The 13,658-nt window shown below is 71.5% G+C and carries 11 protein-coding genes; 6 read left to right on the top strand and 5 right to left on the bottom strand.

The window, feature by feature from the left end; translation table 11 throughout:
* The first annotated feature begins 24 nt into the window (after positions 1-24).
* Both OG504_RS44970 and OG504_RS44965 read left to right on the top strand, forming a co-directional pair.
* Entirely contained in the window at positions 25-501 is a 477-nt protein-coding gene (locus OG504_RS44970; RefSeq protein ID WP_393753578.1) for an Lrp/AsnC family transcriptional regulator, read from the top strand.
* Between the two features lie 19 nt (positions 502-520).
* A complete protein-coding gene (locus OG504_RS44965; RefSeq protein ID WP_405994929.1) occupies positions 521-1,204 on the top strand; it encodes an HAD family hydrolase in 684 nt (227 codons plus the stop codon).
* 10 nt (positions 1,205-1,214) lie between these two features.
* Here OG504_RS44965 and OG504_RS44960 read toward each other — a convergent pair whose 3' ends face one another.
* The 4 genes from OG504_RS44960 to OG504_RS44945 are packed head-to-tail and all read right to left on the bottom strand — an operon-like array spanning position 1,215 to position 6,142.
* Positions 1,215-2,441 (bottom strand): XdhC family protein, encoded by a 1,227-nt coding sequence (locus tag OG504_RS44960; RefSeq protein WP_405994928.1) that lies wholly within the window; start codon positions 2,439-2,441, stop codon positions 1,215-1,217.
* Positions 2,434-4,569, bottom strand: a complete 2,136-nt coding sequence (locus OG504_RS44955) for a xanthine dehydrogenase family protein molybdopterin-binding subunit (protein WP_405994927.1) — start codon at positions 4,567-4,569, stop codon at positions 2,434-2,436. Before OG504_RS44955 ends, OG504_RS44960 begins: the two co-directional genes overlap by 8 nt.
* Entirely contained in the window at positions 4,566-5,558 is a 993-nt protein-coding gene (locus OG504_RS44950; protein WP_405994926.1) for an FAD binding domain-containing protein, read from the bottom strand. Before OG504_RS44950 ends, OG504_RS44955 begins: the two co-directional genes overlap by 4 nt.
* A complete protein-coding gene (locus OG504_RS44945; protein WP_405994925.1) occupies positions 5,555-6,142 on the bottom strand; it encodes a 2Fe-2S iron-sulfur cluster-binding protein in 588 nt (195 codons plus the stop codon). The genes OG504_RS44950 and OG504_RS44945 overlap by 4 nt, the downstream gene beginning before the upstream one ends.
* Before the next feature lie 245 nt (positions 6,143-6,387).
* On the opposite strand from OG504_RS44945, the gene OG504_RS44940 reads away from it, so the two are divergent.
* From OG504_RS44940 to OG504_RS44925, 4 genes are all read left to right on the top strand, one after another.
* Positions 6,388-6,966, top strand: coding sequence for a TetR/AcrR family transcriptional regulator (locus OG504_RS44940; protein WP_405994924.1), 579 nt, complete (start codon positions 6,388-6,390; stop codon positions 6,964-6,966).
* A gap of 97 nt (positions 6,967-7,063) precedes the next feature.
* Complete coding sequence (locus OG504_RS44935) at positions 7,064-9,256, top strand: hypothetical protein (RefSeq protein WP_405994923.1); 2,193 nt, start codon at positions 7,064-7,066, stop codon at positions 9,254-9,256.
* A 197-nt stretch (positions 9,257-9,453) separates the two neighbouring features.
* Positions 9,454-10,134 (top strand): class I SAM-dependent methyltransferase, encoded by a 681-nt coding sequence (locus OG504_RS44930; RefSeq protein ID WP_405994922.1) that lies wholly within the window; start codon positions 9,454-9,456, stop codon positions 10,132-10,134.
* A gap of 53 nt (positions 10,135-10,187) precedes the next feature.
* Positions 10,188-11,975, top strand: coding sequence for a SpoIIE family protein phosphatase (locus OG504_RS44925; protein WP_405994921.1), 1,788 nt, complete (start codon positions 10,188-10,190; stop codon positions 11,973-11,975).
* Positions 11,976-11,993: 18 nt separating this feature from the next.
* On the opposite strand, the gene OG504_RS44920 is transcribed toward OG504_RS44925, so the two are convergent.
* Positions 11,994-13,475, bottom strand: coding sequence for an MFS transporter (locus tag OG504_RS44920; RefSeq protein WP_405996590.1), 1,482 nt, complete (start codon positions 13,473-13,475; stop codon positions 11,994-11,996).
* Positions 13,476-13,658: the final 183 nt, after the last annotated feature.

Below are 13,658 nucleotides of genomic sequence, written 5' to 3'. Positions count from 1 at the left end.
AGTCCATTGGTACAGTCTTGCGCCATGAGTGTGGACGAACTCGACACCCGCATCCTCAGGCTGCTTCTGGAGCAGCCGCGTACCAGCGTGCGCGAGTACGCCCGTCTGCTCGGCGTCGCCCGCGGCACGCTCCAGGCGCGGCTCGACCGGATGGAGCGGGACGGGGTGATCACCGGTACGGGCCCCTTCCTCTCCCCCGCCGCGCTCGGGCACCCGGTGCTCGCGTTCGTGCACATCGAGGTCACCCAGGGGCATCTCGACGAGGTCGGGGACGCGCTGGCCGCCGTACCGGAGATCGTCGAGGCGTTCTCGATCACCGGTGGCGGGGATCTGCTGACCCGGGTCGTGGCGCGGGACAACGGTCACCTGGAGGACGTGATCCAGCAGCTGATCAGCCTGCCGGGCGTGGTCCGCACCCGGACCGAGATGGCGCTGCGCGAGCGCGTCCCGCACCGCCTGCTGCCGCTGGTGGAGTCGATCGGCCGCGCGGCCGGCACGTGACCCTTGGCATCCTGAACCCATGAGCAATCCCGGCGGCCTCTCGGTCATCTTCGATCTCGACGGAACACTCGTGGACAGCGAGCCGAACTACTACGAAGCCACCCGGCAGACCCTCGCCGAGCACGGCGTCCCGGACTTCACATGGGCCCAGCACGAGCGCTTCGTCGGCATCAGCACCCAGGAGACCCTCGTCCTCCTGAAGGAGCGCTACGGCCTGAAGGCGCCGGTGGAGGAGCTGCTCGCGGAGACGAACCGCCGTTATCTGGCGCTGGCCCGGGCCGCGACACCCGTGTACCCGGAGATGCGGAAGTTCGTGGAGCTGCTGGCGGCCGAGGGGGTACCGATGGCGGTGGCGTCGGGTTCGTCGCCGGAGGCCATCGAGGCGATCCTGACGGGCACGGGGCTCGACGCGTCGCTGCGGACCGTGGTCTCCGCGGACGAGGTGGCGCGGGGCAAGCCCGCGCCGGACGTCTTCCTGGAGGCCGCACGCAGGCTCGGGGCAGCCCCGGCCGACTGCGTGGTCCTGGAGGACGCGGCTCCGGGCGCGGCGGCGGCGCACGCGGCCGGGATGCGCTGCATCGCGATCCCGTACGTGGCCGCGCAGGCCGACGCCGCCGAGTTCGCGACGGCGGGGCTGCTACTCCGGGGCGGGCAGGCGGAGTTCAGCGCGCAGGCGGCGTACGACTGGCTCACCGAGGACTGACCCATCCACTTCAGGACACCCCCAGCACGACCTTGTCCCGGTCGCGGTGGATCGGTGCCGCCGAGCCGGTCAGCGGCACGCCCGAGCCGCCGTTGCGTACGGCGACGATCTCCGCCGCGATGGACAGGGCCGTCTCCTCGGGCGTACGGCCGCCCAGGTCGAGGCCGATCGGCGAGCGCAGCCGGGTCAACTCCCGCTCGCTGACGCCGACTTCCCGGAGCCGTCGGTTGCGGTCCTCGTGGGTTCGGCGTGAGCCCATGGCTCCGACGAAGGCGACGGGCAGCCTCAGGGCCTCTCCGAGGAGGGGGATGTCGAACTTGGCGTCGTGGGTGAGTACGCACAGGACCGTGCGCTCGTCCGTGGCCGTGTGCCGGAGGTAGCGGTGCGGCCAGTCGACCACGATCTCGTCGGCGTCCGGGAAACGGCTCCGGGTGGCGAAGACGGGCCGGGCGTCGCACACGGTCACCCGATAGCCCAGGAACTTTCCGGCCCGCACCAGCGCCGCCGCGAAGTCGACGGCACCGAAGACGATCATGCGGGGTGCGGGCACGCTGGACTCGACGAAGAGGGTCAGACCACCCGGGCAGTGCGAGCCGTCCTCCGAGATCTCGACGGATCCGGTACGGCCGAGGTCCAGCAGCGCGCGGGCCTGGGCCGCCGACGTGCGGTCCAGGTGGGGCCGACCGGCGCGGGGGCCTTCGTGCGGTCGGTGGCGGCCGCTCTCGTCCGCCTCGCCGAGGCCACACGCGTCCACCTCGCCCGGGCCGTCCGCGCCCCTCGTGCCGAGACTGCCCTCGTGCCTCCCGTCGGGATACACCAGCAGCGCCCTGCCGAGCAGTTCGGCGGGCCCCCGGGCCACCCGGGCGAGCGCCACCGGCTCGCCCCCGGCCGCCGCCGCCAACCCCGCCGCGTAGACCGGGTCGCCCCCACGCACCGGCGTGACCAGGACGTCGATCACCCCGCCGCAGGTCAGACCCACGGCGAAGGCGTCCTCGTCGCTGTAGCCGAAGCGTTCGCGGACCGGCTCGCCGTCCTGGAGCGCCTGTACGCACAGGTCGTAGACCGCGCCCTCGACGCAGCCGCCGGAGACCGAGCCGATCACCGTGCCGTCGGTGTCGACGGCGAGCGCGGCACCGGGTGGGCGCGGTGCGCTGCCGCCCACGGTGACGACGGTCGCGACGGCGAAGTCCCGGCCGTCCCGCATCCAGCGGTCCAACTCCTGGGCGATGTCAAGCACTTGGCGTCCCGCCCGCGGTCATGACCCGGTCGGGGCGGATCGGCAGGGCACGGTGGCGGACACCGGTGGCGTGCCAGACGGCGTTGGCTATCGCCGCTGCGGTCCCTACGACCCCTATCTCGCCGATGCCCTTGATGCCGACCGGGTCGTCCGGGTCGGGGTCGTCGACCCAGTCGGCCTCGATGTCCGGTATGTCGGCGTTGGCGGAGAAGTGGTAGGTGGCGAGGTCCGGTCCGACCTGGGCGCCGGACGCCGTGTCGCGGACCGCCTCCTCGTGCAGGGCCATGGAGATGCCCCAGATCATCCCGCCGACGAACTGACCGCGCGCGGTCAGCGGGTTGATGATCCGTCCGGCGGCGAAGATGCCGAGCAGCCGTCGTACCCGGACCTCACCGCTGGCGACGTCCACGGCGACCTCGGCGAACTGCGCCCCGAAGGAGTGCCGTTCCTTCTTGGCGAGCGCGGCGACGGCCTCGGCGGTGTCGCTTCGCGCGGTGATGCCGTCGGGCGGGATGTCGCCGCCCAGGGCCAGTTGCTCGCGCAGGTCGGCCGCGGCCCGCATCACCGCCCAGGCCCAGGAGCGAGTACCCATCGAGCCGCCCGCGAACATCGCGGCTCCGAGGTCGCTGTCCCCGATGTGCACCCGGACCCGGGACGGCTCCGTCTCCAGCGACTCCGCGGCGACCAGGGTCAGCGCGGTGCGGGCGCCGGTGCCGATGTCCGTCGCGTTGATCCGCACGGTGTAGGTGCCGTCCGCTTCAGCGGTGACGGCCGCCGTGGACGGGCCGACCCCGACGTGGAAGGTGGACGCGGCCATGCCGGTGCCGAGCAGCCAGCGCCCGTCGCGGCGCACGCCGGGGCGGGGGTCGCGGTCGGCCCAGCCGAAGCGCCGGGCGCCCTCGTCGAAGCAGGCGAGCAGGTTGCGGCTGCTGAAGGGGAGTCCGGAAACGGGCCCCACCGCGGGTTCGTTGCGGACGCGCAGGGCGATCGGGTCGAGTCCGCACTTCTCGGCGAGTTCGTCGAGCGCGGACTCCAGCGCGAAGGAGCCCGGCGCCTCCCCCGGGGCGCGCATGAAGGTGGGGGTCGGCAGGTCGAGCCGTACGACCCGGAAGGCGGTGCGGTGGGCGTCGGCGGCGTACAGCGGGCGTCCGAACGCGGCGCTCGGTTCGACGAATTCGTGCACGGTCGAGGTGAGGCTGAGTGCCTGGTGGTCGAGGGCGCGCAGCCGGCCGTCGGGGTCGGCGCCGAGCCTGACGCGCTGGGTGGTGGGGCTGCGATAGCCGACCAGGGTGAACATCTGACGGCGCGTCAACACCACGCGGACCGGGCGCTGGAGAACGGTCGCGGCCATCGTGGCGGCCACCTGGTGCGGCCGTACGCCCTTGGATCCGAAGCCGCCGCCGACGTGTTCGGACCGCACCCGCACGGCCGCCGGGTCGAGGGAGAAGAGTTTCGCGAGTTCGCCGGCCACCCACACGGTGCTCTGGTTGGAGTCGACGACGTCGAGCCGTCCGGCCTCCCAACGGGCCGTCGCGGCATGGGGTTCCAGTGGGCTGTGGTGCTCCTCGGGTGTCGTGTACTCCTCGTCGACGACCACGGCGGACCGGGCGAGGGCGTCCTCCACGTCGCCCTTCACCACCTCGGCCGGTCCGGCGGGCGAGCCCGCGGGCAGGTAGGCGCCGGGGTGCCCGGCGTAGAACGCGATGTCGTGCGGCTCCTCGTCGTAGTCGACCACCAGCGCTTCGGCGGCCTCCCTGGCCTGCTCGGACGTCTCGGCGACGACCAGCGCCACCGGCCAGCCCACGTAAGGGACTTGGTCGTGCTGGAAGAGTCCGAGGGCCGGGTCGGGCGGGCCCACGACACTCATGTAGTCGGTGGTGACACGCGGTGCGTTCGCGTGGTGCAGGACGGCGAGGACGCCGGGCATCGCGAGCACCGGGTCGGCCCGGACGGTGCGGACGCGGCCTCGGGCGACGGTGGACAACACCAGCCAGCCGTGGGCGAGTTCGTCGAAGGGGAAGTCTCCCGCGTAGCGGGCCGCGCCGGTGACCTTGTCCCGCCCCTCGACCCGGGTGTGGGCGGTTCCGAAGGCACCCGTCGACCGGACGGTCTGGGTCGTGGTGGTCATCGGGCGGTCTCCTCGGCGAGTTCGGTCAGTACGGCCACGACGAGATTGCGCAGCAGGGTGACCTTGTAGGCGTTGTCCGACAGCGGCTCGGCGGCCGCCAGTTCGGCGTCCGCGGCCGCCATGAACGCCTCGGCGCTCGCCGGTCCCCCGGTCAGCGCCCGCTCGGCCTGCCGCGCCCGCCACGGCCGTGACGCCACCGCCCCGAAGGCCAGCCGTACCTCGCGCACGACACCGTCGCGCACGTCGAGGGCGGCGGCGACCGAGCCGATCGCGAACGCGAAGGAGGCACGCTCGCGCACCTTCCGGTACCGGGAGTTGGCGGCGACCGGGGCGGGCGGCAGCGTGACCCCGGTGATCAGCGCGCCCGGCGGCAGCGCGGTCTCGCGATGCGGGGTGTCGCCCACGGGGAGATAGAGGTCCGTGAGCGCCAACTCCCCCGGCCCGGCGGCGGTTTCGTACGACACGACCGCGTCGAAGGCCGCCAGCGCGACCGCCATGTCGGAGGGGTGGGTGGCCACGCAGTGCTCGGAGGCACCGAGGATCGCGTGGTTGCGGTGCTCGCCCTTCAGCGCGGGGCAACCGCTACCGGGGGCCCGCTTGTTGCAGGGCTGGGTCACGTCGGTGAAGTAGGCGCAGCGGGTGCGCTGGAGCAGATTTCCGCCGACCGTGGCCATGTTGCGCAACTGGCCGGAGGCGGCGGCCAGCACCGCTTGGGCCAACACCGGGTAACGGAGCCGCACTTCGGGATGCGCGGCGAGGTCGCTGTTGGTGACGGTGGCGCCGATGCGCAGGCCGCCGTCCGCCGTCGTCTCGACGCGGTCCAGGGGCAGTTCGCGTACGTCGACGAGCCGCGTGGGACGCTCCACGCCGGCCTTCATCAGGTCGACGAGATTGGTGCCGCCGCCGAGGAAACGGGCGTCGGGCTCGGCGTCGAGCAGCGCGACCGCGCCGGAGACGTCGAGGACACGCCGGTACTCGAACTCCCTCATGCCACGGCCTCCTTGAAGTCGTCCTGCTCCTCCTCGGCCCGCGGTGCCTCCGTCCGCCGCGCCTCGGCCGCCCGGGCGACCGCCTGGACGATCGACACATACGCGCCGCACCGGCACAGGTTGCCGCTCATCCGCTCCCGGATCTCCTCGGCGGTGAGGGGTGGCGGCCCCGCCTCGGGCCGTACGTCGGCGGTGACGGCGCTGGGCCAGCCCGCCGCGTGCTCCTCGATCACCGCGAGGGCCGAACAGATCTGGCCCGGAGTGCAGTAGCCGCACTGGTAACCGTCGAGGTCGAGGAACGCCTGCTGCACGGGATGCAGCCGGCCTCCGTCGGCCACGCCTTCGATGGTGGTGACGGCGCGTCCCTCGGCGGCCACCGCCAACTGGAGGCAGGAGACGACCCGGCGGCCGTCGAGCAGCACCGTACAGGCCCCGCACTGACCCTGGTCGCAGCCCTTTTTCGTGCCGGTGAGGTCGAGGTGTTCACGCAGGGCGTCGAGCAGGGTCGTGCGGTGATCGACGGGCAGCGTGTGCTTCTCTCCGTTGATGTTCAGGGTGATGACGCTGGACGTCGATGGGGCCATGATCAGCCTTCTCTCGCGGAGGTGGGGCGCGTCGAAGTCGGACGAGGAGATCCGTGAGCCCACGGATCGCACGAGAATTACGGGTCGCACGAGAATTCCGGTCGGCGGTCGGTCCGGCCGTTCGCGCAGCCCGTTCTGCCGGTAGAGTGAGCTCTAAACGGACAACTGTCCGCTATCCAGGAACCTAACGGACAGCTGTCCGCTTAGCAAGGTCGGCTCTGCCGTATTTCCCCGAAGGAGGAGGAGTGCGCGAGGAGTTGGGCACACCACAGCGCTCGGACGCCCAGCGGAACCGCGAGCGCATCCTCGAAGTGGCGCTCGCCGAGCTGACGCTCGCGGCGGACGTCCCGCTGAGTACGATCGCCAGGAAGGCCGGCGTCGGACAGGGCACGTTCTACCGCAACTTCCCCAACCGCGAAGCGCTCCTGCTGGAGATCTACCGCCACGAGATGCAGCAGGTCGCCGACGCGGCGGCCCCGTTGCTTGAGACGAGCGCGCCGGACCGGGCACTGCGGGAGTGGATGGACCGCCTCGCCCGGTTCGCCCGGGCCAAGGTCGGCCTGGCCGGAGCGCTGCGGCAGGCGGCCGGAGCGTCCGGCACCCCGGCCAAGCCCGGGCACGGCGCGGTGACGGAGGCCGTCGCGCTGCTCCTGCGGGCGAACGACGAGGCCGGCACCATCCGCCCGGGCGTCACCCCCGACGACTTCTTTCTCGCCATCGCGGGCCTGTGGCAGATCGAACCGCACGGCGACTGGCAGGGGCGCGCCGAGCGGCTCCTGGACCTGGTCATGGACGGACTGCGGACGGGAGCGCCCGGACGCTGACCGAACGAGGAGGGCTGACCGAACGAGGAGGAAGGTCGCCGCACCCTTCACGGAAACCCGAATGCGCCCGCTTGTTCGGTTCTGGGACCATGCGGGAATGATCGACCGTCTCGAACCACTGGTCCTCCGGCACACGTTCCGCGTCCCCCTCCCCACCGGTCCCCTGGGTGAAGCCACAGGTCCCGCTGGTGAAGGCACCACCGCAGCGCGGCAGTTCGACGCCGCGCTGCTCTCCGTCGGCTTCAAGCTCTCCCCGGACCTGTTGGAACAACTGTCGGGCCTGCCCGAGGAGACCGTCGTCCGTATCGCCGCACGCACGCTGCGGACCGTCCGCGAGCTGGTCGGCGATCACGTCCAGCACAACGCCTACTTCATCGACTTCCCGGCCAACGTGCCCGACACCGTGGACTTCTGGATGTCGTGCGTCGCCGACGCGCTCGACGACGAGGAGACCTCGGCCGCGACGCTGAAGCAGCTGCGGGCCGGCGTGGTGAACCTGCTCAGCCTGCCGACGTACGGCAGGTACCAGCACACGTACGCCGAACTGCTCGCCGCCCAGGACGAGTTGATCGCGGCGGCGGGCGACCGGCTCACGGTGCTGCACGCGGGCGGAGACCTGGCCGACGAACTCACCGCCCTTTACCTGGCGTTGGCGGGAAGCACTACACCCCTGAGCGAGGAGCACCAGGGCGATCTGCGGGTGCTGGCCGAGCGGTGCGTGGCCGGGCCGCAGCCCGAGGCGATCCCGGTCCGGGAGAACCGCGCGATCGTCAACCAGGCCCGGCTGAAGGCGGGTTCGGGACTGTTGCTGGACACCGTGACCGATGTGCTGCGGCTGGCCTGCGCACTGTCGGACGGCGATGTGACGCTGGCGGAGCCGACCCGTTTCCGGTCACCGTCGCGTCCGGTGCGGCGGGCGTTGCTCGCGGGGCTGGACTCCGTGGTCGCCGCATCCCCCGCCAAGCTCGCCGACGTGCACGCGCACCGCGAGGCGTGGAAGCGGCTCGGTGAGCGGCTGCACCCGCACGAGTACCCGCAACTGCCGCGTGCCGCCGAGGTGTTCGCGGTCGCGCGCGGTGAGCTGAAGGCCCCGTCCTTCGACAGCCGGGTCGAGGAACTGCTCGCCCGGCACGATGTGTCGGGGGCGGCGGAGCTGCTGAAGTCGGCGCCGGGCAGGCTGTTCCGCGCGCTGGACCGACTGCTGCGCATGGCGCTCACGCAGGAGGAGCGCAACGCCGTGGTGGCCGCCGCCGAACAGGTCGCGCCCAAGGTGTCGGGCCGGGTCGTGCTGTCGGTGCGCGAGCATCTGCACAACCGGGCCCGGGACACCGGGGAGTTGCGGGTCTTCGTGAACCGGCGCGGCCGGGCCTGGGTGACCGACGACGAGCGAGCGGTCGTAGGACCGGCGGAGCGGGAACGGCTGATTGTCGCGCTCGACGACGAGACGCGGCGTCGACTGCCTTCTCCGGAGCGGCTGTTGGTCGATCCGGAGGTGCTGGACGTGGCGTTGCCGTTGAGCGGGAAGGCGACGGCGGCCGGGCTCGGGGTGCTGCCGCGCGGGTCCCTCTCCATGGTCGAGGGCGAGTTGCTGCGGTTCTTCGTGTACTGGAAGGAGACCGAGCGGCGCACCGACTTCGACCTGTCGGCGCTGATGCTCAACGCCGACTACTCGACGAACACATGGCTGTCGTACACCTCGCTCACCGAGGTCGAGGGCGAGCACTCCGGCGACATCACCGAAGCGCCGGACGGGGCCTCGGAGTTCATCGATCTGCGGCTCGGTGCCGTGCGCGGGGCGTTCGTCGTGCCGCAGGTCAACATCTTCGCGGGCGAGGGCTTCGAGGAGGTCGAGGAGTCGTTCTTCGGGTTCATGCTGCGCGAGGGCGAGCAGCAGGGGCGGCCGTTCGAACCGCGTACCGTGCGGATGAAGTCGGAGCTGCGCGGTGCGGGGCGGGTAGCGCTGCCGCTGGTGTTCCTGCGCGGGGAGGACGGCGCCTGGCGCGCGAAGTGGCTGCATCTGTACCTCAAGGGCAGCCCGTCGGCGAACCGGGTCGAGGAGAACCGCGTGACGGTGGCCAACCTGCTGCGCGGCATCGTCGAGCGCGAGCAGCTCACCGTGCGCCATCTCGTCGACCTGATGAGCGGGGAGGCGACGAAGGTGACCCTGTGGGACGGCGAGACGGTCCCGGACGGACCGGTCACCTTCATCGGTATGAGCCGCCCGGCCGAGCTGCCCGCCGGATCTCTTGTCGTCACTCTCGAAAATCTGCGCGACCTGATCCCCGCCTGACTGATAGCGTCGGTTTCGGCGAGGCCATGGACGGGCTTCCTTCTCAACCACTCCTTGAAACGCAGTCCGTCCGCTTTCCTCGCCCTCGACGTTCCGTGAGGGGTGCCCCAGGGCGCCCCTCACGTTCTTTTTCCGCCGAAACCTCACTTCACAGACTTGTGGGACAATCCTCTATGCGCGGACGAAAGGCCACTTCAGTGAGCGGAACGCACGACGGGTCCGACTACGACAGCCTTCGGCTCGACCGCACCGGTCAGGCCGAGGCCTTCGATGCCATCGGGGACCGGTACGACGAGGCCTTCCCGCACAAGGAGGGCCAGGTCGGCGCCGGTGACTGGCTGATCGAGTCCCTCGATCCGGACGCCCGTGTGCTGGACCTCGGCGCCGGCACGGGCGTGCCGACCTCCCGGCAGCTGGCCGACGCGGGTTTCGAGGTCGTCGGCGTGGACTTCTCCGCCCGGATGGTGGCGCTGGCCCGGGAGTACGTCCCCAACGCCACGTTCCACCAGCTCGACCTCGCCGATCTGCGCCCGGGCGGCTCCCGTGACCTGGGCCGTTTCGACGGGGTCGCCGCGTTCTTCTCCCTGCTGATGCTCCCGCGCGCGGAGATCCCACTCGCCCTGCGCACGATCCACCACCTGTTGAACCCGGGCGGGCTGCTCGCCCTGTCGATGGTGGAGGCCCATGTGGACGACTTCGAGATCCCCTTTCTCGGCCACACGATCCGGGTCTCCGGCTACCTCCTCGAAGACCTGCACAAGATCCTCGACACGGCCGGCTTCGAGATCGTGAAGGAGAACTCCTACACCTACGCCCCGGCGACCGCCGACGTCCCGCCCGAGGAACAGGTCTTCCTCTGCTGCCGACGGCGCGACTGAGGCCGTAGGACCGACACAGCGGCCGCTGCCGTACCAGTGACGGGACGAAGCGTGTGACGGAGCATCCCAGCCCCCGCGAAGGCCCCGCCGGAACCGCCCGGCGAGGCTCTCCGTCGAGCGGCCCCGCGCCCGTCGTACCGCTGGGCCGGACGCCCGTGCGGCAGATGGACCGGCTCCAGTACCTCGATGTCGCCACCCGGCGGATCGCCCGCGGGATGGACCTGGACGAGACACTGCGGGAGCTGCGGTGGGCGGCGGTGCCCGCCTTCGCCGACGCGATCGTGATCCACCTGCACGATCCGCTGCCCGTGGGGGACGAGAAGTCGGCGGCGCCCGTCGTCCTGCAGCTGCACAGCATCGACCGGGCGCCGGAGGCCAGGAGCGCGCTGCTGATGCCGCACGCCGAGTACGCGAGCGTGGCCGAGCGGGTGCAGCCGATGCCCGCCGGTCGGCTCGCGAAGCTGCTTCTGGCCGGGCGGCCGGCCTTCGGCGACGCCTCGGGCATCCACCCTGCCGTAGCCGAACTGCTGGGCCCCGCGGCGAGCGCGCACGGCACGCTGCCGCCGGGCCGCCGGCTGATCATCGCCCCGCTGCACGGCCGCCACCACGTCATGGGCACCGTCGTCCTGCTGCGCCGCCCCGACCGCTCCGCGTTCACCGCCGACGACCTGCTCGTCGCCTCCCAGCTGGCCACCCACACCGCCATCGGCGTCCAGAAGGCGGTGATGTACGGCCACGAGGCCTCCGTCGCGGACACGCTCCAGCACACCATGCTCCCGTCCTCGCTGCCCGAGCCGACCGGCATCCGGCTCGCCAGCCGCTATCTGCCCGCCTCGAAGACCGCGCAGGTCGGCGGCGACTGGTACGACGCGATCCCGCTGCCCGGCAGCAGGGTCGCGCTGATCGTCGGTGACGTCATGGGCCACTCGATGACGTCCGCCGCGATCATGGGCCAGCTGCGCACCATCGTGCAGACCCTCGCGGGCCTCGACCTGCCCCCGCACGAGGTCCTCCACCACCTCGACGAGCAGGCCCAGCGGCTCGGCAGCGACCACATAGCGACCTGCCTGTACGCGATCTACGACCCGATCTCGCACCGCCTGCTCATGGCCAACGCCGGCCACCCGCCCGCCGTGCTGCTGCGCCCGAACGGCCACGCCGAGGTCCTCCAGGTCCCGCCGGGCGCGCCGATCGGCGTCGGCGGGGTCGTCTTCGAGTCCGTGGAGATGCCCGCCCCCACCGGCACGACCCTGGTCCTGTACACCGACGGCCTGGTCGAGTCCCGCGACACCGACGTGGGGACGGGCGTCGAGGCCCTGCGCACCCACCTCCAGTCCACCCCGCACCGACACCGCCTGTCCTCGCTGGAGCGGCTGTGCGACCGCATCCTCACCGCACTGGCGCCGGGCCCCCGCGACGACGACATCGCCCTGCTCACCGCCCGCTTCGACGGCTTCCCGCCGGACAGCGTCGGCTACTGGCACCTCGACCCCCACCCCCTCACCGCGGGCCAGGCCCGCCGGCTGACCCGCAGGGTGTTGCGCCGCTGGGGCCTGGACGCCCTGCTCGACTCCACGGAACTCATGGTCAGCGAGGTCGTCACGAACGCCGTGCGGTACGCCTCCCGCCCCATCTCCCTACGGCTGCTGCGCACCGACGTGCTGCGGTGCGAGGTCACCGACGACTCGCCCCAGGTGCCCCGCATGCGGCAGGCGGCGCCGGGAGATGAGGGCGGCCGGGGCCTGTTCCTGGTCGATCGGCTCGCCCAGCGGTGGGGAGCTACGCGGTTGAGCACGGGGAAGGTCGTGTGGTTCGAGCAGCAGATCCCGAACGGCCAGTGAGATCACGGGCGTCGGCGTTCAGACCGGTCCAACTCCCGTGCCTCCCTTGAGGCGTTCAAGGTCGGAGGGCCGAACCTGGATGACCACTACGGCGATCAGCGCGGCGACGACAGTGAAGATCGCCGCCGTCACGAACGCGGCCGAGGCCCCGGCGGTGAGGACGTGATCGCCCCAGGTGCCCGGTAGTTGACCGGTGCGCTGGAAGCGGATGCGCTCGGCCGGGGTCGCCTGGGCGAGGAACGCGGGGATCTGGTCCTTCGCCTCGTTGCGGCTGGCCGTGCCGAACATCGTGACCAGGATGGACAGTCCGAGCGAACCACCCACCTGCTGCGTCACGTTGAGGAGTCCGGAGGCCGCGCCGGTCTCCTGGACGGGCACGTCGGACAGCGCCATCAGGGTCAGCGAGACGAACTCCATGCCCATGCCGAGGCTGAACACCAGCATCGGGCCGAGGACGCTGCCCAGGTAAGTGGAGTGGACGTCGGTCAGCGTCAGCCAGGACAGGCCCCCCGCCGCGAGAACGGCGCCCACCACCATGAACGGCTTGGGCCCGTAGGTCGGCAGGAACCGTGAGGCAAGGCCCGCGCCGACCGCGATGACGGCACTGACCGGCAGGAAGGCGAAACCGGCCTCGAGCGGGCTGAAGCCCAGCACGTCCTGCACGAAGAGCGTGAGGAAGAAGAACATGCCGAAGATCGCGGCGGCGAGGCAGAGCATGATGCCGTACGTCCCGGCGCGGTTGCGGTCGCGGAACATGTGCAGCGGGGTGATCGGCTGCCGGGAGCGCCGCTCGACCAGCACGAACAGGGCGAGGACGACCACGGCCGCGGCGAACGAGCTCAGGGTGAGCCAGTCCCGCCAGCCCTCCTGCGCGGCCCGGATGAAGCCGTAGACGAGGAACACCACGCCCACGGTGGAGGTCAGCGCGCCGGTGATGTCGAAGTGGCCCGGGTGGCGTTCGGACTCCTTGATCCAGCGCGGGGTGGCGAGGACGATGAGCAGTCCGATCGGGACGTTGACGAAGAGCACCCAGCGCCAGTTCAGCCACTCGACGAGGATCCCGCCCATCAGCAGTCCGATCGCGCCGCCGCCGGCCGAGACACCGGCGAAGACCCCGAACGCCCGGTTGCGTTCCGGTCCTTCGCGGAACGTCGTGCTGATCAGGGCGAGCGAGGTCGGCGAGGCGATGGCACCGCCGACGCCCTGGAGGGCGCGTGCGGCGAGGAGTTCACCGGAGTTCTGCGACAACCCGCCGAGCAGGGAGGCGAGTACGAAGAGCAGCACCCCGAACACGAACACCCGCCGCCGCCCGAGGATGTCCCCGGCCCGCCCACCGAGCAGCAGCAGCCCGCCGAAGGTGAGGGTGTACGCGTTGACCACCCAGGCGAGGCTGGTGGTGGAGAACCCCAGCGAACTCTGGATGTGCGGAAGCGCGATGTTCACGATGGTGATGTCGAGAACCACCATCAGCTGACACGACGCGATGACCAGCAACGCCATCGTGCTGCCGCCACCGCCGGTGTCCCGGGTGGTGGTCTGGTCCGCGGGGGCTTGCTGAGGGCTGCTGCTCATGGTGAATCGCACTCACGAGAGACCGGTGAACGGCTCCGTCCACCAGTTACTCACCGTTCGACGTTACGCCCGCCCCCTGCTCCCCACCACTCGATCATCACGGCCCCAGGC

This window comes from Streptomyces sp. NBC_00986 (assembly GCF_045162565.1).
Classification (GTDB): domain Bacteria; phylum Actinomycetota; class Actinomycetes; order Streptomycetales; family Streptomycetaceae; genus Streptomyces.
The sequence above is the reverse complement of the archived record's forward strand: the minus strand, read 5'-3'. Positions and strand labels throughout refer to the sequence as shown.

Excerpts from the sequence above, each read along its gene's own strand:
- OG504_RS44970 (WP_393753578.1), top strand. The coding sequence starts at position 25 with ATGAGTGTGGACGAACTCGACACCCGCATCCTCAGGCTGCTTCTGGAG.
- OG504_RS44965 (WP_405994929.1), top strand. The coding sequence starts at position 521 with ATGAGCAATCCCGGCGGCCTCTCGGTCATCTTCGATCTCGACGGAACA.
- OG504_RS44955 (WP_405994927.1), bottom strand. The coding sequence starts at position 4,569 with ATGACCACCACGACCCAGACCGTCCGGTCGACGGGTGCCTTCGGAACC.
- OG504_RS44950 (WP_405994926.1), bottom strand. The coding sequence starts at position 5,558 with ATGAGGGAGTTCGAGTACCGGCGTGTCCTCGACGTCTCCGGCGCGGTC.
- OG504_RS44945 (WP_405994925.1), bottom strand. The coding sequence starts at position 6,142 with ATGGCCCCATCGACGTCCAGCGTCATCACCCTGAACATCAACGGAGAG.
- OG504_RS44935 (WP_405994923.1), top strand. The coding sequence starts at position 7,064 with ATGATCGACCGTCTCGAACCACTGGTCCTCCGGCACACGTTCCGCGTC.
- OG504_RS44920 (WP_405996590.1), bottom strand. The coding sequence starts at position 13,475 with ATGGCGTTGCTGGTCATCGCGTCGTGTCAGCTGATGGTGGTTCTCGAC.